General features: G+C 71.3%; 22 protein-coding genes, 1 tRNA gene and 1 pseudogene. 13 read left to right on the top strand and 11 right to left on the bottom strand.

Features of this window, described 5'->3' with window-relative positions:
- Positions 1 to 29: 29 nt before the first annotated feature.
- Together O7603_RS20360 and O7603_RS20355 are read right to left on the bottom strand one after the other, a co-directional pair.
- Positions 30 to 935 carry a hypothetical protein gene (locus O7603_RS20360; RefSeq protein ID WP_281576747.1) on the bottom strand — a complete coding sequence of 302 codons (906 nt, stop codon included), beginning with the start codon at positions 933 to 935 and terminating at the stop codon, positions 30 to 32.
- 158 nt (positions 936 to 1,093) lie between these two features.
- Positions 1,094 to 1,660, bottom strand: coding sequence for a hypothetical protein (locus O7603_RS20355; RefSeq protein ID WP_281571393.1), 567 nt, complete (start codon positions 1,658 to 1,660; stop codon positions 1,094 to 1,096).
- Positions 1,661 to 2,241: 581 nt separating this feature from the next.
- Between O7603_RS20355 and O7603_RS20350 the strand changes: the two genes are divergently transcribed.
- Positions 2,242 to 3,126, top strand: a complete 885-nt coding sequence (locus O7603_RS20350) for an A24 family peptidase (protein ID WP_281571392.1) — start codon at positions 2,242 to 2,244, stop codon at positions 3,124 to 3,126.
- Positions 3,127 to 3,178: 52 nt separating this feature from the next.
- Here the strand turns inward: O7603_RS20350 and O7603_RS20345 are convergent, their stop codons facing one another.
- Complete coding sequence (locus O7603_RS20345) at positions 3,179 to 3,808, bottom strand: phosphatase PAP2 family protein (RefSeq protein ID WP_281571391.1); 630 nt, start codon at positions 3,806 to 3,808, stop codon at positions 3,179 to 3,181.
- 164 nt (positions 3,809 to 3,972) lie between these two features.
- Between O7603_RS20345 and O7603_RS20340 the strand changes: the two are divergent.
- Positions 3,973 to 6,358 (top strand): annotated as a pseudogene (locus O7603_RS20340) (glycosyl hydrolase family 65 protein).
- A gap of 3 nt (positions 6,359 to 6,361) precedes the next feature.
- Here the strand turns inward: O7603_RS20340 and O7603_RS20335 are convergent.
- A complete protein-coding gene (locus tag O7603_RS20335) occupies positions 6,362 to 6,901 on the bottom strand; it encodes a hypothetical protein (RefSeq protein ID WP_281571390.1) in 540 nt (179 codons plus the stop codon).
- A gap of 87 nt (positions 6,902 to 6,988) precedes the next feature.
- Between O7603_RS20335 and O7603_RS20330 the strand changes: the two genes are divergently transcribed.
- Together O7603_RS20330 and O7603_RS20325 are read left to right on the top strand one after the other, a co-directional pair.
- Positions 6,989 to 7,120 (top strand): hypothetical protein, encoded by a 132-nt coding sequence (locus O7603_RS20330; RefSeq protein ID WP_281571389.1) that lies wholly within the window; start codon positions 6,989 to 6,991, stop codon positions 7,118 to 7,120.
- A gap of 144 nt (positions 7,121 to 7,264) precedes the next feature.
- Complete coding sequence (locus O7603_RS20325) at positions 7,265 to 7,480, top strand: hypothetical protein (RefSeq protein WP_281571388.1); 216 nt, start codon at positions 7,265 to 7,267, stop codon at positions 7,478 to 7,480.
- 83 nt (positions 7,481 to 7,563) lie between these two features.
- Here the strand turns inward: O7603_RS20325 and O7603_RS20320 are convergent, their stop codons facing one another.
- The gene (locus tag O7603_RS20320; protein ID WP_281571387.1) at positions 7,564 to 8,013 is read right to left on the bottom strand and encodes a DUF4878 domain-containing protein; all 450 of its coding nucleotides are present in this window, start codon (positions 8,011 to 8,013) and stop codon (positions 7,564 to 7,566) included.
- 269 nt (positions 8,014 to 8,282) lie between these two features.
- Between O7603_RS20320 and O7603_RS20315 the strand changes: the two genes are divergently transcribed.
- The gene (locus O7603_RS20315; protein WP_281571386.1) at positions 8,283 to 9,128 is read left to right on the top strand and encodes an SMI1/KNR4 family protein; all 846 of its coding nucleotides are present in this window, start codon (positions 8,283 to 8,285) and stop codon (positions 9,126 to 9,128) included.
- 423 nt (positions 9,129 to 9,551) lie between these two features.
- Here the strand turns inward: O7603_RS20315 and O7603_RS20310 are convergent, their stop codons facing one another.
- On the bottom strand, positions 9,552 to 10,049 hold the full coding sequence (locus O7603_RS20310) for a helix-turn-helix domain-containing protein (RefSeq protein WP_281571385.1): 498 nt from the start codon (positions 10,047 to 10,049) through the stop codon (positions 9,552 to 9,554).
- Positions 10,050 to 10,244: 195 nt separating this feature from the next.
- Here O7603_RS20310 and O7603_RS20305 point away from each other — a divergent pair, with 195 nt between their 5' ends.
- Positions 10,245 to 10,895, top strand: coding sequence for a zinc-binding dehydrogenase (locus O7603_RS20305; protein WP_281571384.1), 651 nt, complete (start codon positions 10,245 to 10,247; stop codon positions 10,893 to 10,895).
- A 270-nt stretch (positions 10,896 to 11,165) separates the two neighbouring features.
- On the opposite strand, the gene O7603_RS20300 is transcribed toward O7603_RS20305, so the two are convergent.
- Both O7603_RS20300 and O7603_RS20295 read right to left on the bottom strand, forming a co-directional pair.
- On the bottom strand, positions 11,166 to 12,851 hold the full coding sequence (locus O7603_RS20300) for a TlrC/CarA/OleB/SrmB family ABC-F type ribosomal protection protein (RefSeq protein WP_281571383.1): 1,686 nt from the start codon (positions 12,849 to 12,851) through the stop codon (positions 11,166 to 11,168).
- A 125-nt stretch (positions 12,852 to 12,976) separates the two neighbouring features.
- The gene (locus O7603_RS20295; protein WP_281571382.1) at positions 12,977 to 13,597 is read right to left on the bottom strand and encodes a TetR/AcrR family transcriptional regulator; all 621 of its coding nucleotides are present in this window, start codon (positions 13,595 to 13,597) and stop codon (positions 12,977 to 12,979) included.
- A 123-nt stretch (positions 13,598 to 13,720) separates the two neighbouring features.
- Between O7603_RS20295 and O7603_RS20290 the strand changes: the two genes are divergently transcribed.
- From O7603_RS20290 to O7603_RS20265, 6 genes are all read left to right on the top strand, one after another.
- A complete protein-coding gene (locus O7603_RS20290) occupies positions 13,721 to 14,581 on the top strand; it encodes an SDR family oxidoreductase (RefSeq protein ID WP_281571381.1) in 861 nt (286 codons plus the stop codon).
- A 592-nt stretch (positions 14,582 to 15,173) separates the two neighbouring features.
- The gene (locus O7603_RS20285; protein ID WP_281571380.1) at positions 15,174 to 15,530 is read left to right on the top strand and encodes a PadR family transcriptional regulator; all 357 of its coding nucleotides are present in this window, start codon (positions 15,174 to 15,176) and stop codon (positions 15,528 to 15,530) included.
- Positions 15,531 to 15,811: 281 nt separating this feature from the next.
- A complete protein-coding gene (locus O7603_RS20280; RefSeq protein ID WP_281571379.1) occupies positions 15,812 to 16,387 on the top strand; it encodes a hypothetical protein in 576 nt (191 codons plus the stop codon).
- Positions 16,388 to 17,048: 661 nt separating this feature from the next.
- A complete protein-coding gene (locus O7603_RS20275; RefSeq protein WP_281570686.1) occupies positions 17,049 to 18,341 on the top strand; it encodes an IS110 family transposase in 1,293 nt (430 codons plus the stop codon).
- A 331-nt stretch (positions 18,342 to 18,672) separates the two neighbouring features.
- On the top strand, positions 18,673 to 19,848 hold the full coding sequence (locus tag O7603_RS20270; protein WP_281571378.1) for a low temperature requirement protein A: 1,176 nt from the start codon (positions 18,673 to 18,675) through the stop codon (positions 19,846 to 19,848).
- 131 nt (positions 19,849 to 19,979) lie between these two features.
- Complete coding sequence (locus tag O7603_RS20265) at positions 19,980 to 20,492, top strand: hypothetical protein (RefSeq protein WP_281571377.1); 513 nt, start codon at positions 19,980 to 19,982, stop codon at positions 20,490 to 20,492.
- 498 nt (positions 20,493 to 20,990) lie between these two features.
- Here the strand turns inward: O7603_RS20265 and O7603_RS20260 are convergent.
- Positions 20,991 to 21,062 (bottom strand) — tRNA-Lys (locus tag O7603_RS20260).
- 115 nt (positions 21,063 to 21,177) lie between these two features.
- On the opposite strand from O7603_RS20260, the gene O7603_RS20255 reads away from it, so the two are divergent.
- Positions 21,178 to 22,260 carry an NAD-dependent epimerase/dehydratase family protein gene (locus O7603_RS20255; RefSeq protein ID WP_281571376.1) on the top strand — a complete coding sequence of 361 codons (1,083 nt, stop codon included), beginning with the start codon at positions 21,178 to 21,180 and terminating at the stop codon, positions 22,258 to 22,260.
- A 147-nt stretch (positions 22,261 to 22,407) separates the two neighbouring features.
- Here the strand turns inward: O7603_RS20255 and O7603_RS20250 are convergent, their stop codons facing one another.
- A complete protein-coding gene (locus O7603_RS20250) occupies positions 22,408 to 23,604 on the bottom strand; it encodes a hypothetical protein (RefSeq protein WP_281571375.1) in 1,197 nt (398 codons plus the stop codon).
- A gap of 111 nt (positions 23,605 to 23,715) precedes the next feature.
- Entirely contained in the window at positions 23,716 to 24,912 is a 1,197-nt protein-coding gene (locus tag O7603_RS20245) for a GNAT family N-acetyltransferase (protein ID WP_281571374.1), read from the bottom strand.
- Positions 24,913 to 24,914: the final 2 nt, after the last annotated feature.

Below are 24,914 nucleotides of genomic sequence, written 5' to 3'. Positions count from 1 at the left end.
CGCCGTCCTGATCCGCGGGTTCGTCGTGCTCATCGCGTCACCACCTGGAGTTCGTTGATCTGGATCGGGACGTTTCCGGTGGCCCGGGTCACCGGGATGACCCCGCTCTCGCCGCCGCCGTGCCAGGTCACCGTCCAGTGCGTGGTGGCGTCGACCCGGTAGGTGCCGGCCTTGGCGTACCCGCGGTCGTAGCCGCAGGTCGGGGAGGGCTTGCCGGCGTACGGGCCGGCAACCTTGTACTCCGTGCCGGGGCCGGTGCAGGTGACCTGCCGGCCGTCGTCCATGTCCCAGACGATCCGGTCGAAGCGGGCCTCGATCGACACGGTCAGTCCGCGCTCGGTCTCCGACTCGCGGATCACGGGTGCGGAGCAGTCGGGGTTCGCTGCCGGACACCCGAAGTACTGCTCGCCGGGGCTGGCCCACATCCAGACCGGCAGCCCGACCAGGCCGGGTCCGGTGCTGCGGCGGGGTGCCACCGCGATCCGGGGCGGCGCGATGGTGATCCGGGCCAGCGCCCGCCGGGCCAGCTCCTCGGGGTCGGGCGGGGCGCCGTAGCCGGGGGGCGAACCGTCGAGCAGCTCCGCGCGCTGCGCGCCGAGGTCGCCGCCGTTGCAGGTCAGCAGGTACCACTGCTTGCCCTCGGGAGTGCCGGGCCGCTGCGGCTCCTCCAGCTTGTAGTAGCAGCCGTCGGCATTGTTGAACCAGCCGAGCAGGTCGTCGTAGCACTTCACGACGCGGCCGTTCCACTGGCACTTTCCCGCGCCGCCCCCGCCACCGGAGTCGCCGCCCCCGCCGGGGTCGCCCCCGCCGCCCGGGCCGCCCGGCGTGCCGGGCTCGTCGTCCCAGACGCTGCAGTCGTGCTGCTCCGGCGGGCAGTCGCCGCCCGGGTCGGCCCGGCGGGCGGCCGCCGGCGTGGTGCCGGCCGCCGCGAGCAGCAGTACCAGCCCGATCCCGGCCAGCGCGAGGCGCGGGCGTACGCCGTGGCCGCGTGCGGGCCGCGATCGTCCACCCGTCGGTGCGGCTGGCCGCGCGGGCGTCCGGTGAGGTGCCCCGGTCCGGGACGGACGGACCGGGGCGCCTCTTCCTCCCCAGGTCAGCACGGCTGGTCCTGGTGGGCCGCGCCGGCGTTGATCCGCCAACGCCCGTCGGGGTAGCGGGTGGCGGTGGCGGTGGCCAGGTACTTCTTCCCGTCGCTGCCGGGCACCGCCCGCTGGTTCTTCACGTAGACCAGCCGGTATCCGGTCGCGTCGAGGCAGTCCTGGATCTCCACGGTGGCCGGTACGGAGTCCAGGCTCACCGCCGTCACGGTGGGATCCGACTTCAACGTCCCGGTACGCATCGCACCGTGCTCCTTCGTCTCGCGAATTGCCATTCGGACTCGCGTCAACAGCGGATCCGCGAGGAACCGGGACAGTTCCGGGGCGTGCGGATCACCGCGCCGACTCGCCGTACGGGACGCGGCGAGATAGCCGGAATACGCGTCCAACGCGGCTTTTCCCGCGGCCTGTTCATCGGCGTCCCGCTCCGCCGACGCGTCCCCGGTCGGGCTCGCCGGCGGCCGGACCGCCGCCTCCCGGCCGGCGCCGCAGGCTGGCGCGGATGCCAGCGCCGCGACCGTCAACAGGCAGGTTGTCGCTCGGCTGAGCTGCCGTCCTCGCACCGCCGTGCCTCCTCGGTGGCGACCGGCGGCCACCTCGTCGTCGGCCGCCGGGCATGCGGAAGCGCGCCCGAATGGTCACATCCGGAGCCGTCGAAAGCGCCGCCGCATTTACCTTTACGGATCTTTTACAAATGCGAAGTTCGAGTTCGTCCGATCGTCTCGATGAGTCTTGCGTCACACCCAAGGGGCGAGCATAGGCTGACGTCCGCCGATGCAACAGAGGCAATTCATTCGAACACTCTCCGTGATGACAGGTGGTGGTGGCGGGTGAGCAGGGCACAGGCCGGCCCGGGTGTGCCGCGATGGGCGGGGGTGCATCCGGGTGCCGGGTGTGGGGCGAGACCGGGTCGCCGGCCCGCGAGGCGGAAGACGCGAACCCCTTGCGGCATCTGGCCCGATCCGTCCCTCGGTCGACCGGGTGGGCCGGCGCCTCGGCCCGGACGGGCGGCGCGTCGGCCGGGTGCTCCCGTCCGGCCGACGCCGCCGGGCGGGCCGGCTCGACACGAGGTCATTTCTCGCGCCATCCGCTACACCAGAGCGATCGTTAAGTTACGTTCCGTGTTCGCCTTCGGCGGGCCCTCGTGCTGCTCCGGGCGGTCGCCATGGCGCTGACCGGGCCGCGGCCCATCCCGTCCGGCATCCCGCCGGAGCCGGCGGGGGCCGCCGGCGCCCAACCCACCGCGTCCGGCACGCCACCCGAGCCGGCCCGGGCCGCCGCCATCGAGCCCACCCCGTCCGGCCGTGCCGCCGCCGTGCTCGCGGCCCTGGCGGTCACCCCGCTGCTCCGGCTGGCGGCGCTGCGGCACGCCGTACCACCGGACGCGCCGGCCCTGGCCGGCTGCGTGGCCTGCGGCGCACCGGTCGGCCTGCGCCGCCCGTGGCCCGCGCTCGGCCCGCTGGCCCGGTGCGGGCGGTGCCGGGCCCGGGTCGGGCCACCGCCGGCCACGGTCGAACTGGCCGCGCTGGCGGCCGTGCTGGTGCTGGCGCTGCTCGGCCTTCCCGCCGTGGAACTGGCGGCCGTGGGCTGGTGGCTCGCCTGGGCGATACCACTCAGCCTCGTCGACGTGGCGGTGCACCGGCTGCCGGACCGGCTCACCTACCCGGCGGCGGCCGGGGTCTGGGCGCTGCTCGGGCTGGCCGCGCTGAGTGGCACGGGAGCCGGCCCCTGGCTGCGGGCGACGCTGGCCGGGGCCGGCCTCGCGCTCTTCTTCGCCACCACCACCCTGCTGCTCGGCCGGCGGGGCTTCGGGCTGGGTGACGCCAAGCTCGCGCTCGGCGCCGGCCTGCTGCTCGGCTGGTACGGCTGGCCCGTCCTGGTGGCCGGGCTGCTGCTCGCTCTCGGGCTCGCCGCGCTGGTCAGCCTCGGCCTGCTGCTGGCCCGCCGGGCCCGGTGGTCGAGCCACGTCCCGTTCGGCCCGTTCCTCGTGCTCGGCACGGTCGCCGGCCTGCTGCTGACCACCGGCTGACTCGGCGCGTGTCGCGGACCTGCTGCTGACCACCGTCCGGCGGGTGCGCGACTCAGCGGCGCCCGGGCCCGCCCGCCGCGTCCGGGCCCGGTCCCGCGGCCCGGGCGCGCCGGCGCAGCACCTCGGCGGTCGGTCGGGCCAGCAGTGGGGTGACCAGCAGGACCACGAGCGCGCCGAGCAGCGCGCCGGCGGCCACGTCATGCGGGTAGTGCACGCCGACGAAGGTGCGGGAGAACGCGGCCAGCACGGCGACTGGAACGGCTACCAGCCCGATCCGGTGGGACACCAGCAGCGTGGCTACCGCGAGCGCTCCGGCGATGGTGGCGTGGTTGCTCGGGAAGGACCAGTCACCCGGTGGCGGGCAGGCGCCCGCGATGATCGCCTCGGTGGCCGTACGGCAGGGCCGTTCCTCGTCCACCACCGACTTCAGCGACTCGCTGCACCCGTACGCCAGGAGGACCGGCACCGGCGCGACCAGGGCGAGCGCCCGGTTCCGCGGGCCGCCGCGGAGCCGGGTGAGGGCCGCCGCCACCAGCAGCGCGCCGAGCAGCACGATCACGCCCTCGGTGAAGTGCCCGGCGAACCAGCGCACCGGTTGTGGGGCGTCGGCGGCCATCCCGATGATGTCCCGATACCAGTCGACGCTGATCCCCGGTGCGCCGGTCGCGCGTAACTCCACCATGACTCACCTCATCTGTTCATATTCCGTTCACTCTGGAAAGGGTATTGATCGGGCGAGACCCGCCGCAGTGTGCGATGGTCGGGACGGCTCCCTGACCTTCGTCGCAGTGACCGCACTGCCGGATCCGCGGTCGATCCGGGGACGTCGGAAGTACAGGAGGCTCGGTGCACACCACCGCCACGGCCGCGCAGCCGGGCACCCGGGGGGACGACGAGAGCTGGCGGATCCGGCGTACGGCGGCAGACCTGGACCGGCTCGCCCAGACGGAATCGATCTTCGCGCTGGCCAACGGCTGGATCGGTTGGCGCGGCTGCCTCGACGAGGGCGAGCCGTACGGGATGCCGGGGAGCTACCTCAACGGCTTCTACGAGCGGCGGCAATTGAGCTACCCGGAGGACGGGTACGGGTTCCCCGAGGTCAGCGACACCGGGGTCAGCGCGCCGAACGCCGCGCTGATCCGGCTCTGGGTCGACGGCGAGCCGCTGGACGTGCGCACCGGCACGACGCGGACCCACGAACGGGTGCTGGACCTGCGGGCCGGCGTGCTACGCCGGGAGACGGAGTGGATCTCGCCGGGCGGGCGCGGCGTACGGATCCGCAGCACCCGGCTCGTGTCCCTGCCCCGACGGCCGATCGCCGCGGTCCGCTACGAGGTGGAGCCGCTCGACGCGACGGTCGAGGTGCGGGTCTGTTCCGACCTGCTGGCCAACGAGCGGCTGCCGGAGCGCGCCGACGACCCGCGCCGCCACGGTCATCACCGATCCGCTGACCGCCGAGCGCCGCCGCTCGGACGGCCTGGACGGTGTGCTCGTCCACCGCACCGAACACAGCGGGCAGCGGGTCGCGGTGGGCGTCGCCCACCTGGTCGACGCGCCCCCGTCCGTCAGCGCCGACACCGACTGCACCCCCGACCGGCTGCGGTTGACCCTCACCGGTCCGCTGCGGCCCGGCGAACGGCTGCGGCTCACCAAGTTCGCCGCGCACGAGTGCACCCCGGCGGGCGGCGTACCCCCCGACGAGTTGGCCGACCTGGTCGTGGCCGAGGCGGACGCGGCGCGTGCGGACGGCTTCGACGCGCTGCTGGACTCCCAGCGGGCCGCCCTGGACGCCGCCTGGCGCACCGCCGACGTGGAGCTGGACGGCGACCCGGAACTCCAACTGGCCGTCCGGTTCGCGCTCTTCCACCTGATCCAGGCCGGCCGTCCGGACGGCGACCGGACCATTACGGCGAAAGGGCTGACCGGCAACGGCTACGACGGTCACGTGCTCTGGGACACCGAGAGCTACGTCCTGCCGGTGCTCACCTACCTCGACCCGCCGGTGGCCCGGTCGGCGCTGCGCTGGCGGCACGCGCACCTGCCCGAGGCGCGGGAGCGGGCCGCCGAGCTGCGGCTGGCCGGCGCGACCTTCCCGTGGCGGACCATCGGCGGCCGGGAGTGCTCCGGCTACTGGCCCGCCGGCAGCGCGGCCCTGCACGTGAACGCGGACATCGCCGACGCCGTCCTGCGCTACACGGCGGCCACCGGCGACGACGAGTTCCTCGCCGAGACGGGGCTGGACCTGCTGGTGGAGACCGCGCGGCTCTGGCAGCGGTTCGGCCACTGGTTGGACGGCACCTTCCACCTGCACGGGGTGACCGGCCCCGACGAGTACGCCGCCCTGGTCGACGACAACCTCTTCACGAACCTGATGGCCCGGCGCAACCTGCGCGGCGCGGCGGACGCCGTCGAACGCCACCCCGACCGGGCCGAGCGCCTCGCCGTCGACCCGGCCGAGGTGGCCGGGTGGCGGGCCGCGGCCGACGCGATGTTCGTCCCGTACGACCACGCGCGTGGGGTGCACCAGCAGTGCGCCGGGTTCACCGCGCAGCCCGAGTGGGACTTCGCCCGCACCGGCGCGGACGACTACCCGCTGCTGCTGCACCACCCCTACCTGGAGCTGTACCGGAAGCAGGTGGTCAAGCAGGCCGACCTGGTGCTCGCCATGCTGCGCTGCCCCGGCGAGTTCAGCGCCGACGAGAAGGCGCGCAACGTCGCGTACTACGAACCCCGCACGGTCCGCGACTCGTCACTGTCGGCCGCCCCGCAGGCGGTGCTCGCCGCCGAGGTCGGGCACCTCGACCTGGCGTACGACCTGTTCGCCGAGTCGGTGCTCCAGGACCTCGAGGACCTCGGCGATAAGACCGCGGACGGGCTGCACCTGGCCTCGCTGGCCGGGTCGTGGCTGGCGCTGGTGCAGGGCTTCGGCGGGATGCGCGACGACCAGGGCGTGCTCGCGTTCGATCCGCGGCTGCCGCGCCGGATCCACCGGCTCGCGTTCCACCTGCGCTGGCACGGCCACCGGCTGCGGGTCACCCTGACTCCCGACGAGGCCCGCTACGAGCTGCCCGACGCCGAGCCGGCCACCGCCGTCGAGGTGTGGCACCACGGCGAGCGGTTGCGGGTCGTCGGCGGCTCGCCCGTCGTCCGGCCGATGCCGCCGGTGCCCGACGCCGGGCCGGAACCCTCGTGCCCACCGGGGCGGCGGCCCGTGCGCCGGACCGCCCGCTGAGAATCAACCGGCCCCGAGCCCGCCGGACATCTGTTTCCGGACCTCCTCCAGCGCCTCGAACGCGTACGCCCAGTTGTGGCACTTGAAGCTGCGCAGCCCCTCGATCGGCGTGTGGCAGTCGGCGCAGCTGACGCCGGGGATCGCGTCCGGCACCTCGGTGTTCACGTACTTGCGGTCGCCGAGGATCACCATGGCGATCATGGCGCGGTCGTGCACCCCGTGCAGGGCGGACGAGACGATGTCGTACCAGGTCACCCGGCGACCGCACTTCGGGCAGTCCGGCGCGTCGCCGCTGACCCAGAGCGGGGCGCCGATGCTGCGCGGCGGGATGCCGAGCAGCTTCTCCAGCCGCCGTACGTCCGACTCGGGGGTGGTCCAGCGGTGCCGGCCCGGCAGCGCGGCGGGCGAGTCGTAGACGGCGCGGAACAGGTCCGGTTCGACCTGGACGGTCTCCCGCTGACGGGTCATCGGCGTCCCCTCCTCGACGGTCGGTGCCCCCACCGTGGTGCCGGGCAGCAGGGGGTGCAGCCGGATCAACGACACGACCGGCCGTGGGGTCGTCGTCGGCTTTCGCCCCGGCCGGCCCGGTCCCGGTGGTACGACATCCGCAGAGCGACCCGAGGAGCACGGATGGCGAGTAGGTCCGAACGGCTGCTGCGGCAGCGCAAGGACCCGGAGCGCGCCACCTTCCTGGAACTCTTCTTCGACCTGGCGTTCGTCCTCGCGCTCAGCCAGTTGGCGAACGCCTGCTGGGCGACCTGACCGTTACCGGGGCGCTGCGGACCGCTCTGGTGTTGGCCCCGATCTGGTGGATGTGGACATCACCATCTGGTCGTCCGACTGGTACGCCCCGAACACCCCGCCCTGCGGGCCCGGCTGGTCGCCGCGGCGTTCGCCACCCTGCTGATGGGCACGGCCGTCCCGGCGGCGCTGGCCGGGCGGCTGCTGCTCTCCGTCGCCATCTACCGGCGGCTCTCCTGGCCCCGGCTGGCCGGGCTCCCCGCGATGGTCGTCGCGGGGCTCGTGACACTCGACCTGCCGCTGCTCGCGGCCAGCGCCGCCGCCGCGATCCTCGGCCTGGTGGCGGTGCTCGACCGGGCCGCGGTGTTCAGCGCACCCTAGATCCACTCCGTGGAACCGAACTGGCGGGATCCCGGCGCGCTGGACCCGGCCATGTCGGCGATCCGGTGTCGATCACCGGCCGATCACTGGCAGACGCGCCACTCACCGCGCTCACGGACCAGTGGGAAGACCTGGGTGACCTGCGCGCCCGACTCCCGGACCATCCGCATGCTGACGTCCGCGCGGATCTGCCCGTTGACGTTGGAAACGTTCACCCCGACGGTCTCGTAACTCCGAATCTTCGGTTGGGCCGACTGGATCCGGACGAACTCCTCCTGCGTGGTGGCGGCGCGCGCCTCCGTACACAGCCGGCCGTAGGCGACCTGGTAGTTGCCCGCCCGCACGTCGTCCACATAGGTGGTGGCGGCCTCCCGGGCCGGGCCGGCATTGTCCCGGTAGAAGCCGTAGAGGAAGAAGCCGCCGACGGCCCCACCCACACAGCACAGGGCCAGGATCACCGCGACGACGATCAACACGGTGCGGCCCGTCCGGCGGGGCCGCTGCTCGGTCACGAGGATCGGCTCGTACGTCATGGCCGGATGGTAGAAGGGCCGCACCAGGCTGATCGAGCGCTCAGGATCCGTCCGAACTGGCACGCGTCGGCTCGACGCCGAACGTCGGTACGGCAGCTCGCCTTCGCAGCGGCAGATACGCCACCGCTGCCGCCGTGACCGAACGGGCCGGTGCCGGCGGGGGAGAGTGAGCGCCGCGGCCGAGACGTTTCGTCGTAGGACACGCGCCGCCTCGGTGACAGGCGCGGGGCGTCCAAGCGGCCGGCGCTTCGACGCTAAGCTGATCATCCGTGGCGACGATCGAGGACCTGGCCCGGCTTGTCCCGCCGCCGCCAGCGCCGGTCCACGCGAGCGGCGATTGGGCGGCAGCGGAGGCATCCCTCGGCGTCACCCTGCCTGCCGACTACCGTGAGCTGGTCGGCACCTACGGCCTGGGCCAGTTCGGTGACATCACGCTGCTCACGCCGTTCGCCGCAGCGACGTCACGATACGCCGACCTGGTGTGGCAGGCCGGTGAACTCCTCGACCGGCATCGGGAGGTGCGCCGCGAGTTTCCGGAGGCGTTTCCCTACGCGCTGCATCCAGAGCCCGGCGGCCTGCTCCAATGGGCCGGCACCGGAAACGGCGTGCTGTTGTGCTGGCTGACCGAGGGTGTTCCGGACACCTGGCCGGTCGTCGTTTTCGAATTCGGCGGTCGCTGCGACCGGTACGACACCGGCGCCGTCGACCTGCTCTACGGTCACCTGAGTGCCCATCAGCCGACCCCCGGCCTCGGTGAGACGCACGCCATCCCCTGGTTCGACGCCGCCCGCGAACGCGACCACGTCTACGTGCGCTTGTCCGACAGCGACCGCCCGTACGACGAACGCCTGCACATCCTCCGCACTGCCCTGGCCCCCACCGCGGACCGCGGCAACTTCACCGGCGACCACGGGCGACAGGACCACTTCAAGGCCATCGACCGCGACTGGCTACTGACCTACGAAACCGCGTACGGCCACCAGATCCGCGTCGAGTTCCCACCGGACGACGCTGCCACGGCCCGGGCCGTCATCACCGCCGCCGCGCACGAGATGGGCTGCACGATTCGCGCGACGACCACCCACAACGGCGCACCAACCTGGATTGGCTCCTGACCCTCTCGCGCCGTGGGGTAGGGACTCCTTCGGTAGCACGCCGAGCGCCGATTCTGCCTGCCGATGTGGTGCCGACCAGAGCGTTGCGAAGGCGTGATCCCACGAGCCCGGGGACCGGGCTTCGCCCCAGCCCGATCCCCGGGGTCACCACCTCGCGACCTGGTGGGCCGATGCGCAGACGTGTCCTGAACCGTGGCCACGCGAGTCCGGCTCGAACGCGGCGAGTCTTCCTCAATCAGGCGTCGGGACGGCCCGCCGGTCAGCCTGGCGGAGCATCGTGTCTTGCTCCGGGTCGGGCAGGAGCTCCCGGACCTCTTGCGCGCAGCGGAACGACACGACGATCTTGGCTGCCGGTGTGGAACCCGAGGGGCCGAATGCGACGGTGGTGGGTCAGAGGCGTGCAGGAATCCGTTGAGGCGCCTCTCAGGGCTGGCTGGGCCGTGATGGAACGGCGGCGGCGGTGCGCTGCGCGTCGGCCACGAAGGTGACGTCCTCCAGCGGGACCGCCTGGCCGGACTCGTCGACGTAGGCCACACTCAGCCGCTGCCCGGTGGCCCGGCTGCGCCGCTGGCTGGCCGGACCGCCGGCCGGTGGGCAGTTGCGGTCGCCCCACTGCTGCAGCGCGCCGAGCACCACGAGCAACTCCGCGCCCGCGGGGGTGGGGTGGTAGCTGGACCTTGGGCGCTCGCCGATCTCCTGGTAGGGCCTTTTCTCGAGGATTCCGGCCCGGACCAGGGTGGCCAGACGATCCGTGAGGATGTCGGTGGATACGCCGAGACGGGTGCCGAAATCAGTGAAGCGGGTCGTCCCACCCAGTGCCTCGCGCAGGATGAGGAAGGTCCACCGCTCGCCGAGGATCTCCAGACTCCGGGCGATGGAACAGGCGGGGTACGCCGGATCCAGGGCGGCGTGCTTTCTCACGGGTCCAGCCTACCTCCTGACTTGGATATCCGAAGTCACATGCTAGCTTGTAAATGACAAGTCAGGGCGGGGTCGTGGAGCAGCCTGGCGCGTCCGGGCTCGCCTCCGGCACCCGCGTCGTGATCAGCGGCGGTCGCTACGGCGTCAGCGTCGACGGCAGCTGGGCCGAGTACATCCCCGGCGCACGTTGTTCCTGTGCCGGACACCGTGGATGACCTGGCCGCCGCCGCGCTGACGACCGGAGCGGGTTACCTCACCGCGCACCTGGCGCTGACCGAGCTGGCAGGCTTCCGGCCGGGGCAGACCGTACTGGCGCCCGGTGTCGGCGGCGCAGTCGGACAGGGCGGCGTCGAGGTCGCTCGCGTCCTTGGCGCGGCGCGGGCCATCACCACCGCCACGAGCACGGACAAGGCTGACAAGGGGCGCGATGCGGGGTACGAGGTGATCGACCTGTCCCGGGAGTCGCTACGCGACGGTGTCGCCCGCCTCACCGACGGTAAGGGTGTCGACGTGGTCCTCGACGGGGTCGCCGGGCCGCTCACCGGGGAAGCGCTCGGCTGCCTGGCCGTGAACGGCACCCTGATCAGCATCGGGTATACGGCCGGCATGCAGGCCACCATCAACGTCACCGATCTGATCTGGAAGAACGCCCACATCCACGGATTCCGGTTCGCCCTCTTCACGCCGCAGCAGATCAACGCGGCCGATGCGGCCCTGCTCAGCCTGCTCGCAGACGGTGCGCTGCATCCCTCCGTGGCGCAGGTCTTCCCCCTCGCCCAGGCCGCCGACGCGCAGCGCCTGCTCGCTGAGGGCCGACCCTTCGGACGAGTCCTGCTCGCCATGTGACACGGCGACCCGGCACCATGCCACAACCGCTCCCGGAGAGGGAGGTGCGATCCCTCGCCGCCGGCGCGGCCCGGCAGCCGTCCGGGACGCCCTCGAGCGGCTCGGCAGCGCGCAATACCGGTAAGGCGCTACTGCGGTCGCCGGTGGTCTGCACGACACCGCGCACGCGGCGTTCGGCACGCTGCCCACGTATCGGATCAAGCTGGCCCACGGGGTGTGGGCCGACGATCCCCGCGCGGTTGCCGATGTGGTGTGGCGACGGGAGGCGGCCTACGCGGCGGGGCTGACCAGCGAGGTGCAGGCGTGGGCCACGGGGGCGGACTCCCGGAGTTGCGCGACGCGGCCGGCGCGCAGCTCCAGGTGGGTCCCGGTGAACCGGGCGCGCATGCGGCGGTCGTGGGTGACGGTGACCACCGCGCCCGGGTAATCCGCCAGGGCTTCCTCCAGCTGCTCGACCAGGGCCGGGGAGAGGTGGTTCGTCGGCTCGTCGAGCAGCAGCAGGTCGACCGGTTCGCTGACCAGGCGGGCCAGCTCGATCCGGCGCCGCTGCCCGTACGACAGCTCGCCCATCCGCAGTCGCAGGTCGGCCGGCCGGAACAGGCCGAGGGAGAGCAGTTCGTCGGTGTACTCGTCCGGGTCGCCGGCCCGCCCGTGGGCAAACGCCTGCGGCACCGTCAGGTCGGGCGGCCACAAGGTTTCCTGCTGTCGCAGGTGCCCGATCCGACCGCGCGTGCGTACCGTTCCGACGTCCGGATGCAGTTCCCCGGCCAGGACCCGGACGAGGGTGGTCTTGCCCGCTCCGTTGGGCCCGGTGACCAGGAGCCGTTGCGCGCCCCCGATCCGCAGTGACGGCACGTACAGTCGGTCGGCGACGCGAATCCCGGTGAGTTCCGCGGTCGCCTCCGGCGTCTGACTGTCGGCGCCGGTGATGCTGGCCGCGAAGACCAGTGGGTCGGGCGGCGGCGCGACGGGGTTGCCGGTGAGGCGCTCGATGCGCTCCTTGGCATTGCGGATGCGCCCCATCGCACCGTGGTCGCGGCCACGGGCCCGGAAGGCGCCGTGCCCGAACTTGGCCATCGGCGCCTTGCGCGGGATCGCGTCCAGGCGGACCGCGTTCGCGGCAGCCAGTTTCCGGTTGCGGGCCAGCTCGGCGCGCCAGTCCTCGTATTCCTGGAGCCGACGCTGGCGTTCGGCGGACTTGGCGGCGAGGTAGCCGTCGTAGCCGTCGCCGTAGCGCGCCACCGTGCCCTCGCCGACTTCCAGGATCGTGGTGGTGACCCGGCCCAGGAACTCCCGGTCGTGGGTCACCGTGAGCACCGTGCCGCGGTGCGCCCGCAGGTGCGCCTCCAGCCAACCCACGGCCTGGTCGTCCAGGTCGTTGGTCGGTTCGTCGAGCAACAGCAGTTCCGGCTGGGACGCCAAGGTGGCGGCCAAGGCCAGCCGCGACCGCTCCCCGCCGGACAGCGTGCCGAGCAACCTCGTACGGTCCAGAGCCGGTAGGCCGAGCCCGTGCAACGCGATGTCCACCCGGGTGTCCGCCGCGTACCCGCCACGCGCCTCGTACCGGGCGACCAGCCCGGCGTAGGCCTCCAGAGCGGCCGCGAGTTCCGCTTCCGCCAGGCTGTGCAGTTCGGTCTCGGCGTCGCGCATCCGCGACTCGAGCTCGCGCAGGTCGGCAAGGGCGAGGTCGATCGCGTCCTGGATCGTGGCTTCAGGCGGCAGCGCCAGCGACTGGGCGAGGTAGCCGACGCCGCCGGGCGCGACCACCGTCACCTCGCCGTTGTCGGGCCGGTCCGCCCCGGCGAGGAGCCGCAACAGCGTGGACTTACCCGCGCCGTTGTCGCCGATGATGCCCGCCTTCTCGCCCGGTTTGACGGTGAAGGACACTGCGTCCAGCACCACGCGGTCGTCGTAACGGCGGGTGACGTTGTGTAGCGAGAGTTGGGCAGTAAGCAAGGAAGAGTCCCCTGATCTCGGCCGAGCCGATCAGAACGGGCAGGCTTGTCGGCGGACACGTCACGGATCTCGATTGGCGACAGGCCCCGATCGGCCCGGCGCGCTGCCGCCGGCCACGGGGGGACTCAACGACCAGACGGGCGTGGACGCAATCCGTTGAGGGCGGTGGTGACGACGCGGTCGGTGTAATCGGCGGTGAGCGGCCCTGTGCGTTGCAGCCAACGGTTGAGCACGGGTCCCCAGATCATCTCTACGGCTACGTCGAGGTCGAGGTCTTCGGCGAGTTGCCCGGCCCGTTGAGCGCTGCGCAGCCGTTGTCGCTTGGCCTCCTTCAACGGCCCGTCCAGCCGTTCGGCGTAGGCGGCTGCCAGCTCGGGATCGTGCGCGATCTCGGTGGCCAGCGCGCGCATCGGCTGGTCGTACCGGGGATCGTTCAACTCCGCGACCGTGGCGCGCAGCACCGCTGTGAGGTCTGCTTCCAGGTCACCGGTGTCGGGCAGCACCGGGGGCTCACCCTCAGCGCCCTCACTGAGCATGAGGAAGGCATCGAAGATGACCGCACCCTTGGACGGCCACCAGCGGTAGATGGTCTGCTTGCCGACGCCGGCACGCGCGGCGATGCCCTCGACACTGAGTTTGGCGTATCCGACCTCCTGCAGGAGATCGAACGCCGCGGTGAGGATCGCCTGCCGCGAGGCTTGGTTCCGGCGGGCCGCGTTGGGCGTCGCTCTGCGCTGCGTCGTCATATGCGCAGCCTAGCAGAACCGAGACGGACCGTCTCGTCTTGACGCATGGCGAGCGAGGCCCTAACGTTGCGGCACAAGCGAGACGGACCGTATCGGCTCGCACCGTCGAGAGGAAACCCGTACATGCGCACCTCCGTCACCACCACTCCGCGTACCTGGTTCATCACCGGCGCCAGCCGCGGTCTGGGCCGCGCGTTCACCGTCGCGGCGCTCGAACGCGGCGACCAGGTGGTCGCCGCTGCCCGGACCATCACCCGAGACGACTTCGATGAGCGATACGGTGACCGGCTGCTCGCCCTGCGGCTCGACGTGACCGACCGGGCGGCGGTCTTCGCCGCCGTGGCCACCGCGGTCGAGCACTTCGGACGGCTCGACATCGTCGTCAACAACGCCGGCACCATGTACATGGGCATGATCGAAGAGTTCACCGAGGCGCAGGCGCGGGCCCAGTTCGAGGTCAACCTGTACGGCGCGCTCTGGGTCAGCCAGGCCGTGCTGCCGCACCTACGCGCCCAGCGGGCCGGCCACATCGTGCAGATCTCCAGCATCGCCGCACTCGGCGGCTTCCCGAGCACCGGCATGTACAGCGCGAGCAAGTTCGCCCTCGAAGGCATGAGCGAGTCCCTGGCGATGGAGGCGGCGGCCTTCGACGTCAAGGTCAGCATCGTGCAGCCCGGCGGCTACTGGACCGACCTGTACACCAGCATGACCTCCACGACGCCCATGGAGGCCTACGGTCCACTGCGCGCGGAGCTGGAACGGCAGTGGGCGGAAGACTCGATCGACAGCGAGCCCCGGCTGGCTGCCGAGGCGCTGCTGAAACTGGTCGACAGCGACGACCCACCGCTGCGGCTCCTGCTCGGCAGCATGGTCTACGACCTGGCGTTCGACATCTCACGCCGGCGAGTGGACACCTGGGCAGGCTGGGAACAGGTCAGCCGAGCCGCCGAGCATGCCGTCCCGGCCACTGGCGGTGCACACTGACGACCCATCGCGATACCAACGGTCGTAGGGCCTCAACGGCCCCCTCCACGCGGTGTGCGCCCGCACCTCGAACATCCAGATCAGTGCGAAGGTCACCGGCAACCACGGCGCGATCCTCAAAGACCAGGTGCAACGCACCACCACGGCCCCCGGGACACGCACGTTTACCCAGATCACGGCGCATCTTGCCAAAGCGGTTCGCGTGCCGCCCATCCGATCTCACGTTTGCTCAGCCGAGGCGCTATGGGCTGCCCTGGCACTGTCAGCTTGGGAATCGGATTGATCTATACCGAGAGTGGCCCTGCTGGTTGGCCGACGAGTACGCAGCGTCTCGATCCGGTGTTGCCGGCTTGCCGTTGTGGACCGGGTTGACCCCTGTGCCGGGCACACACATCGGGCACGTTCGCCGCCTCGGTTTACGAACACTGACCGTGGATGCGACCGGGGCGGCACGGGTGGGCTCGGCCATCGCGTGGGTCGTCGCAGCGCGGCATCCGTGTGGGTGCACGGCGACCCGCTGAGAGTCGAAATGCGAGTCGCCCGTCGTACGTTGACACTTGCGATGCGCGTGTAACACGTATATAAACTTGGCATGAGTATGGGTCAGGGGAGACTTCAAGCTCCCAGCTACTTCGTGCTGGCGTCGTTGCTCGACGGCCCGCGCCACGGTTATGCGATCCTCGGCCAGGTCGAGGCCCTGTCCGAGGGGACGGTGCGGCTGGCCACTGGCACGCTGTACGCCGTGCTCGACCGGCTCCGTGGAGCTGAGCTAGTCGAAGTCGTCAGCGAGGAAATCGTCAATGGGCGCGGCAGGCGGTCTTACGCCTTGACGCCTGCCGGTCGCGAAGTACTTCAAGCGGAGGCAGCCAGGTTGGCCTCTGCCGCGAGCATGGTGACTGATTCCGCTAAGCGGTCGGCTGTTCAGTCGTCAGCGGTGAGGTTCGCGTGAGCGACGAGCTGGCTCGCCGGTACGAGCTTTTGCTTCGCGCCTACCCGGGCCGGCACCGTCGGCAGTGGGGTGATGAGCTACTCGGAACGTTGATGATGCGAGCCGATTCCAGTCGACGTTGGCCGCCGGCTAGTGAGGCGTTAGCGCTGCTGGCGTCCGGGGTGCGTGTTCGGCTGAACTCCGACAAAGATCGGGCGCCACGGGCCGCCTGGCGCACTGGGCTTCGCGTAGCGGTAGTTCTCCTGTTTGCGTCCCAGTTAGGGGACCTGATCATTCGGAACGTGACGTTCGGGCCCGCCGGTCGCAGTGGCCTGTTCGTGCTGGCCTTCGGCACGCTCGCCTTCTTCGCCGTGCTGCGAGATCTTGGCTGGGTGGCGCTGCTGGCCGCACTCGGGTGGCAAGCGACTTATGTGTGGTCGTATGACTCGGTGTCCTGGCCGGTGGCTACCGCGATCATTGTTCTAGCGGTCGTGGTGCTCATCAAGCGCACGCACTCGGGTGCGTTACCAGGCTTCTGGTGGCTATCCGTGCCGGCGGTGACGGCAATCTTCTGGGGGCCCTATTTGCTCTCCGAATCGGTCTACCTCTTCCGCTACCAGCAAGTGATGATGCTGACAGTTGTGGCGCTTTGCGCCGTTGGGACGCTGCTCGACTCGCGGGCTGCGTTCGCAGCGGTAGGCCTGCTCCTGGCGGAAGTCTTGAACGAGACGGTGGCCATTACGTGGGCGGGTGACAATCCGGCTGGCGAGATCTTCTATGCCGTTTCGGTGTCGTGGTGGAGCGCGGTTATGGGCACCACAGCGGCGGCGCTGCTCGTCGGCGGGCATCTGGTCGCTCTGCGCAGGGCCAGTCTGTAGAGCCCCATTTGCCTGCGTGGTCAAGGGCGGCCCGCAGGGCCGTCGCGCAGCGATGCGAAGCACCCTGGAGGTCGGAGGGGCGGCCCCGCATCCTCCGCGCCGCATCCCCACCACGGCCGGCGGTGACTCGCCCTACGGCGCGGCGGTGCGACGACCGCCGCGCCCGGCCGGCTGCCGGCCAACGATCATCAACCACTCTCGGCGCTATCGTCTGCGGCGGCCCTCGGGGCTTCCCGCTGTCCGCGCCAGCCGCCGGGCGTTCTGCCTGGCCGACGTGGAGCGACAGCGGAGCGTCGGGCGCGCGCCCAGGCAGCGGCGCGTGCGGCCCGTCAGGGGCCGCCTTGATATACGTGCATATATGTACAGAAAGTTCTCCCACACCGGCCGGCTGCCGGCGATGTCGTGTCTCAGGACCTGCGTGACAGATCGGTATCAGTTTTCTGGTCCATGGGGACGCCGCGCGTGCGGGAAAATCGGGTTGGTCGCCCGCCGACGTCGGTCGTCCTTGGCGCAGGTGAGGCCGTGTATCAGTTTGACGCTGGGAGCCGCCACGAGGGGCTGCGCATTGTAGCTACGAGCACGAGGGTCCGACTCTTCCTGTTTCCCCGATGGCTCCCGCGGGTGACCGTCCCCGATCCCCCTTTCCTCCTCAGAGGTTGTCATGGAAGAAGTCGATGAGCAGGAGCTACACGTCGAGCGGGTAGCCGCGCTTGATCTTGGCAAGGCGGTGTTGGAGGCGTGTGTGCGGGTGCCGCACGAGTCCAGGCCGGGCCGGCGGATGCAGGAGGTGCGGACCTACCCGACCACCACGGTGGCGTTGCTGCAGATGGCGGACTGGTTCCGCATCTGGGGTGTGACCCGGGTGGTCATGGAAAGCACCAGCGACTACTGGAAAGGTGCCTACTACCTGCTGGAGGCGGAGGGCTTCGAGTGCTGGCTGGTCAACGCCCGGGACGTCAAGAACGTCCCGGGCCGAGCCAAGACCGACAAGCTCGATGTGGTGTGGCTGGCCAAGGTTGCCGAGCGGGGTATGTGCCGACCGTCGCTGGTGCAGCCCCGACCGATCCGGGAGTTACGCAACCTGACCCGGTACCGGCGTTCTCTGATCCGCGATCGCACCCGGGAGATGCAACGGGCGGAGAAGCTGCTTGAGGACGCCCAGATCAAGCTGTCCTCGGTGGTCAGTGAGCTGTTCGGGGTGACCGGGCGGCTGATCCTGGACGCGTTGGTCGCCGGGCAGCGCGACCCGAGGGTGCTCGCGCAGTTGGCCAAGGGCCGCCTACGGCCGAAGATCGCACAGCTGCAGGAGGCGTTGCGCGGGTTCTTCACCGATCATCACGGTGCCATCCTGGCGATGATGCTTTCCAACATCGACCGGCTCACCGCCCAGATCGCCGCCCTGGACACGATGGTCGAGCAGGCGATCACCCCGTTCGCACATCAAGCACAGCAGTTGGCGCAGATCACCGGAGCCGGCCCCATCGCCGCGCAGGAGATCATCGCCGAAGTGGGCGTAGACATGGCCCGGTTCCCGTCCGCCGCCCACCTGGTGTCCTGGGCCAAGTTCTGCCCACAGACCCACGAGTCGGCCGGCAAGAAGAAGAACAAGGGCCGTGCCAAGGGCAACCCCTGGCTGGCCGCCACCCTGGGCAACATCGCCGCGACCGTCGCCCGCAGCGGTGCCGGCTTCCTCGGCGCCCGGCACCGACGCATCGCCCGACGCCGCGGGCCGCAGAAAGCGATTGTCGCCACCGGCAACTGCGTGCTGACCATCGCCTACCATCTGCTGTCCGACCCCACCGCCCAGTTCCACGACCTCGGCGCCGACTACTTCACCACGCGCATCGACAGGAACCGCCGGGCCCGCAGCCTGGCCGCCGCACTGCAAGCCGTCACCGGCCAGAAGATCACCATCCGGGATGGCCAAGCGATCATCGAAGTCCAAGCCGCGTAACCTCACCGCTGTCACGCAACGACAGCACTCCACACGGCACGCTGTCGGGGCGCTGCCCCGACGCTGCCGCCTGCCCACACGTCCGTTGATTTACGGGTCAGGACCTGCGTGACAGTTTGCCACCTCTAGCAGCCCCGACGCCTGGGCCAAGGTCGACGAGCTGGTCAGAACCGGCGGCGACGGCTGGCGGGACCTGATCGGCCTCTACCGTCGCCCGCCACGAGCGGGGCCGTTCGATCCCGGGCCGCAGCAGCACATCCACATCAACCAGCGGTGCCGGGTGGTACGACTGCTTCAAGGCTGACAGAAGCGGCAGAAACGGGGCGAACCGATGACGGGTGGCGCAGCCCGGCTGGTGCGGGGACCGGAGGAGAAGCGGGCGACGTTCCTGGACCTGTTCTTCGACCTGGTGTTTGTCTTCGCGCTCTTCCGGCTCTCGCACGGGCTGCGGGAACAGCTGGACTGGAGCGGCGCCTTCCAAACGCTGGTGTTGCTGCTCGCCGTGTGGTGGGTGTGGGACCAGTCGGCGGCGGCAGGCGACAGGTTCGACCCGCGACGGCCGGCGATGCAGGTGCTGGCCATCGGGTGCATGTTCGGCAGCTTCGTGCTGGCAGCCGCGGTGCCTGAGGCGTTCGGCGCGCATGGCCTGGTCTTCGCCGGCGCGTACGTCGCCGTCCAGGTCGGTCGCAGCCTGTTTCTCGTGATCGTTACGCGGGGCGACAAACGGCAGCGTCCCGAGACGCGGGCGCTGTTCTGGTTCGGCGTGTCGGCGGTGCCATGGCTCGCGGGCGCTGCCGTGCAGGGTTGGCCGCGTGGGGCGCTATGGGCGCTGGCGGTGGTGGTGGAATACACGGTGGCCATACTCGGCTGGCCCACGCCGAGGCTGGGCCGCGTCAGTGCGGCGGAGTTTTCGATCTCGGGTGAGTTCCTGGCCGAGCGGCATCGGCAGTTCGTCATCATCGCGCTCGGCGAGCTGATCCTGGTGGCAGGGCTGGGGCTCAGCAGCAACGGCTTCGAGGCGGACCGCAGCGCGGCGGCCGTGGTGGCGTTCGCGACCACGGTGCTGCTGTGGCGGATCTACATCCACCGTGCTGGGGAGGTTTTGGGCGAGGCCGTCGCCACGGCCCGTGATCCGCTCCGCGTTGCCTTGCCGGCGAGATTCGCCCACCCGGTCATGGTCGGCGGCATCGTCGCGATCTCCGTCAGCGACGAGCTCGTCATCGAGCACCCGCTCGGGAACACACCACCGGCGTGGGCCGCCGTCATCCTCGGCGGACCCGCACTGTTCCTCGCCGGACGGGCCATCTTCGAGTACTCGGTGTTCGGCCGAGTGTCCCGAGGCTGCGTGGCCGGGATCCTCGTACTCCCCGCCACCTCCCCGGCAACGGTCGTCCTGCCGCCGCTCCTGGTCGCCGCCACCGCTGCTCTCGTCCTGGCCGGGATCGCCGTATCCGACGCAGCCCGCGCCCGAGGACGCCCACCCGAGCCGCCCGCACCACCGGGCTAGCCGGAAAGTGTCACCCACGTCCCGAGGCTGTTCTGTCACGGACGTTCTGAGACCCGACATGGCCGGCCGTCGGCCTGTCCCGGCAGCCGGTGGCCGGCAGCCGGGCTGTTTCGTCAGGGCATGCTGGTCACGTGCACATCCCTTGGCGGACCAGCCTTGATGTGTTCGCGCAGATCCTGCGGCGGCACGGTGTCGATCAGGACTCTGTGACCGATGTCGAGGCGGCATGGTGCGCGCTCGCTGAGTTCCTGCAACTGGACATTGACGGCGTCGACCCAACTCCGGACTCCGATGCCGATGGCTTCATCATCCAGTGGGGCCGACGGTCCTGGAGCGACAACCGCCTGATTCTGACGTTCACCCGGCAGCTGGCCATCGCTGATGTCGTTGACCACGACGATCCCTACTGGCAGCGCGACCTATGGCAGCTCGACTTGGAGATGGCCTTCGACGACAAGGCCGATTTGCTCGGCCTTGACAGCCTCGACGTCCATGACACGGGGTTCAGGTTCCCTCCCATCGGGCCGCTGCGCGCCGCGGCGCTGGCGGATACCTGGGCGGAGACGCATCGGCATGTCCCTGTCCGGGCAGCTTGGATCGCGATCCCAGCGAGTAGCGGCTTGTCTTTCGAGTGCGCCTGCTGACACTCAGAAGCGTAGGGTCGAGTGGGCTCGTCAGTCAGGGAAGCGGCGTCACGGCGGCTTGACGTGTCGGCATTCGGCGCTACTCTGGCGCTCGTCGAGCACGCCAGCGCGGCCTTCCTGCCGGATCGCTGGACTCGACGTCGGAGATGCCGAGCGGCCTTCCTGCCGCTGATGCGGGCCACGTCCCGCCGGCTCCTGATCGCATGGCCGCTGTGCCAGTTCCCCGAATCCGCTGAGCGGCCCAGTACGGCCTTCGATGCCGCTGCCGGACATCGGGCCCTTGAATGATCTCGACGAACAGGCCGAGCAGTCGCGAATTGCGCACGAGCGGTCCGTCCGTCATCGTCCGCCCTTCAGCTGTTCGCTTCGTCGCCGCTTCCGAGTGCATCCCCGACACGGAAGTCAGGCTGGCGTCGGTCCGCTGCTGTACTTCGCTGCTGTACCGGCCCTGATCGCAGCCCTCCAAAGCCCGGCCAGGGCCGCTGAGCTGCGGAAGAGTGGGCCGCCAGGGACTCGAACCCTGAACCTATGGATTAAAAGTCCACAGCTCTGCCATTGAGCTAGCGGCCCGCCCGCTCAGGTTACCGGACGGTGGTGAACCGGGAGTGGATCAAGTCCACCGGCGGGGCGAGGGTCGGGGCGGACCGGGGCGGTTGGGGGGCGGCTGGGCGGGTACGAGCCTGGCATGCGGATCGTGGTGGTGGGGGCGACCGGCAACGCGGGCACGGCCCTGTTGCGCCGGTTGCGCCGGGAGCGGGGCGTGGAGCTGGCCGGGGTGGCCCGCCGGTTGCCCGGCCCGGACGCGGGTGAGCCGTACGACCAGGTGGAGTGGCACTCCTGCGACGTGGGCCTGCCCGGCGCGGCGGACCAGCTCGCCGAGGTCTTCGCCGGCGCGGGCGCGGTGGTGCACCTGGCCTGGCAAATCCAGCCCAGCCACGACCAGCGGGTGCTGCGGCGGACCAACGTCGACGGCAGCCGGGCCGTGGTCGACGCGGTGGTCCGGGCCCGGGTGCCGGCCCTGGTGTACGCCTCGTCGGTCGGCACGTACGCGTCCGGGCCGAAGGACCATCCGGTGAGTGAGCGGTGGCCGGCGACGGGGGTGCCCGCGTCGTCGTACAGCCGGGACAAGGCGGCGGTGGAGGCGCTGCTCGACCAGGTCGAGCGGGAGCACCCGGAGCTGCGGGTGGTACGCATGCGGCCCGGGCTGAACTTCCAGCGCGACGCGGCCACCGAGATCAGCCGCTACTTCCTCGGGCCGTTCGCGCCGGTGCGGCTGCTCCGGTTCGGCCGGATCCCGCTGGTGCCGACGCACCGCCGGCTGCGGATGCAGGCCGTGCACACCGATGACGTCGCCGAGGCGTACGCCCGGGGGGCCCTGGGCGACGCGCGCGGCGCCTTCAACCTGGCCGCGGATCCGGTGCTGACCCCGGAGCTGGTGGCCCGGCACTTCCACGGCTGGACGGTGCCGGTCGCCGCCCCGCTGCTGCGCGGCGCGGCGGCGCTGACCTGGCACGCCCGGCTGCAACCGGTCGACGCGGGCTGGGTGGAGCTGGCGCTGAACGTGCCGCTGATGTCCAGTGAGCGGGCTGAGACCGAGCTGGGCTGGCGGCCGACGGTCGACGCGCTGGCGGCGCTGCGGGAGCTGTTCGAGGGGATGGCTGCGCGCGCCCACACGGCCAGCCCGCCGATGTCCGGCGCCGCCGACCTCCCCGGCCGCCCCGCCGGACTCCTCCACGGCCACCTGGCGGGCCACCCCAACCCCTACTGACCCACCCCGCCGCGCATCCCGGCCCGGCCCGGCTCGGCCGGCCGGCGTCGGTGATCATGAAGTTATTGCCGTCGGAGCCGGCGTGTCGGGGCAATAACTTCATGATCAACGGGGTGGTCGACCGGGGTCGGGGGAGGGAGGACGGGGTCAGCTCAGGCGGGAGCCGGGGGTGGCGGGGTTGCGGGCGCCCAGAAAGAAGATGCCGGGGTAGCCGCGGGTCTCGAACTGCTTGCTCGGGTTCTTGCGGAGGGTGGAGTTCTCGATCGTCATGGTGCCGGTGCGGTCGTTGCTGACGAAGAAGATGGCGCCGCCGCCCTCGTTGGCCCGGTTGTTCTCGATCACCGTGCCGGCGATCCGCACCGTGAACGCGTTGCCGTCGCAGTAGATCGCCCCGCCGCTACCGCCGCCGGGCGTGCCGGCCTTCGCCGGGTTGGCGCCGCTGCCGACCGCCGAGTTGCCGGTGAAGACGCTGTTCAACACGGACCACGAGACGCCGATGCTGCTCAGCGCCCCGCCGTTGGCGCAGGTCCCGCCGTCGAAGGTGCTGTTGACCACGTACACCGGCTTGTTGTCGTGCTGGCTGAGCACCCGCAGCGCCGCGCCGCCCAGGTCCGGCCCGGTGCGGTCGCAGCGGTTGTGGACGAAGCGCGAGTTGACCACCTTGACCCGGCCGCCGCGTACGAAGATCGCCCCGCCTCCGCCGCCCTCCGCCTTCTCGCCGGTGGAGTTGCCGTCGGCGAAGGTGAGGTTCTGCACGGTGAGCTGCGGGTGGTCCTGGTTCTGGCAGTGCGACGTGGTCCATCCCTGCGCCTCGTCGCAGGTGTTCATGTAGAGGATCCGGCGCTGGCCCTGCCCGCTCAGGGTGACCTTGCCGCCGCCGTCCAGGACGACCTTCGGACCCTTGGCGTTGCGTACCTTGGCCGTGGCGGTCATCTTGATCGTCACCGGGTCCGGCCCGCAGTTGAAGGTGATGACGCCGCCGGCCGCGACCGCCTTCACCACCGCGGCCGAGGTGCAGCTCGCCGGGGTGCCGGTGCCGACGGTCCGGGTCGGTCGGGAGGTGTCCACCGCGCGCGCCTCGGCCGGCACCGGCGCGTCGCCGTTCGGGTTGCCTGCCCGGAACGCCGGTGTCGGTTTCCGCGACGGGCTCGGGCTCGCGCCCGGGCCGCCGAGACCCGTCCGGGCGGCCGGCGCGACCTGCTGGTCGGCGGTGGACAGGCCGGCGGTCGCCGAGGGCGTGGCACCGGCCGGTGTGTCGGAGTCGCGGTTCGACGAGCCGCAGGCCGGCAGGGTGGCGGCGACGACGCCGAGGGCGAGCAGGACGAGGACAGGCTTGGCGCGCACCCCCCGATGCTAGGGGCCGACACGGCCGGAGGCCCGCCGCGCCGGGCCGGCTTAACCCGTTGCTAAGCCGACCGCGTCCGGATCGACGTCGAGCGGGTCACGGCCGATGGATCAGAAGTCGGCGAAGAGGTACGGCACCTCGCGCGGGAAGATGCGGCGCAGCTCGACGGCGGCGTCCGGCGGCACGTCGCCGAGCCCACGCAGGTGCACCTCGACCGGGTCGAGCACCCCGTACGCCAGGGCCGAGAGCCCGGCGGCGGTGAGCGTGGCGGACGGCGCGGCAGCGTCGACGCCCGAGCCGCTCAGCAGCTCCAGCGACCCGGTGGTGCCGTCCAGCAGGTGGCTGCCGGTCAGCCAGCGGTCCCCGGCCAGCTCGACCCGCACCCGTCCCGGCCCGGCCGGCAGGCCGGTCAGCGCGTCCAGCGAGAGCAGCCGGGCCATCGGGGCCGACGAGCCCGGCCGGGCCACCCGCGCCTCGACGTGCACGGCCAGGTCGGTGAGCCAGAGCTCGGGCAGTTCGTCGGCCGGGACCTGGACGCTGATCCGCTCCACCTGGTCGACGTGCCGGGCGAAGAACTGCAACAGCAGAGCCCGGGCGTACGGATCGGCGGCGAGCAGGTCGTCGGCGGCCAGCTCGCCGCCGTGGTCGTCGATCCGGTACGTCACCACGCCGGTGACCACGTCACCGACCCGGGCGGTGAGCAGCCAGCGCTCGTCCCGGTCGCGTAGCCCGACGTCCCGGTAGTCCGGGAAGGTCGCGAAGCCGTGCCGCTCGCGCAGGAGGCGTTCGGTGAACTCGCGCCAGACCGGGTAGCCGGTGCCGATCCGCTCCCAGCCGACCTCGCCGGGAAGGTCGGCGCCGAGCAGTTGGCCGAGGTCGGCCGGCGAGAACGTGACCGTACGCGGCTTGGGCAGCCCGACGTAGCCGAACCTCGCGTAGAAGCTGGGCCGGAACGGGTAGAGCGCGGTCAGCGTGTGCCCCTCGTCGCGCATCTCGTCGAGGAGCTGGTGCAACAGCGTCCGGACGTGCCCCTGGCGGCGAGCCAGCGGGTGGCTGGCCACCCCGGCGACGCCGGCCATCGGCAGCACCGCGCCGCGCAGGTTCTGCCGCATCGGGATGGCCGAGGCGGCCGCCAGCGGGGCGCCGTCCTCCTCGACGATCAGCGTCCGGTTGCCCTCGTTGTACGGCAGGTAGCCGCGGAACTCGTCGGCCCGGCGCGCGCTGCGCGGGGACGCCTCGAAGGCGTACGCGCCCAGCACGAAGCTCGTGGTCAGGCGCTCCTCGGAGCTGACCCGGCGGATCGCCATGT

It is taken from the genome of Micromonospora sp. WMMD812 (genome assembly GCF_027497215.1).
Taxonomy (GTDB): domain Bacteria; phylum Actinomycetota; class Actinomycetes; order Mycobacteriales; family Micromonosporaceae; genus Micromonospora.
This window is presented reverse-complemented; position numbering and strand designations above follow the sequence as displayed.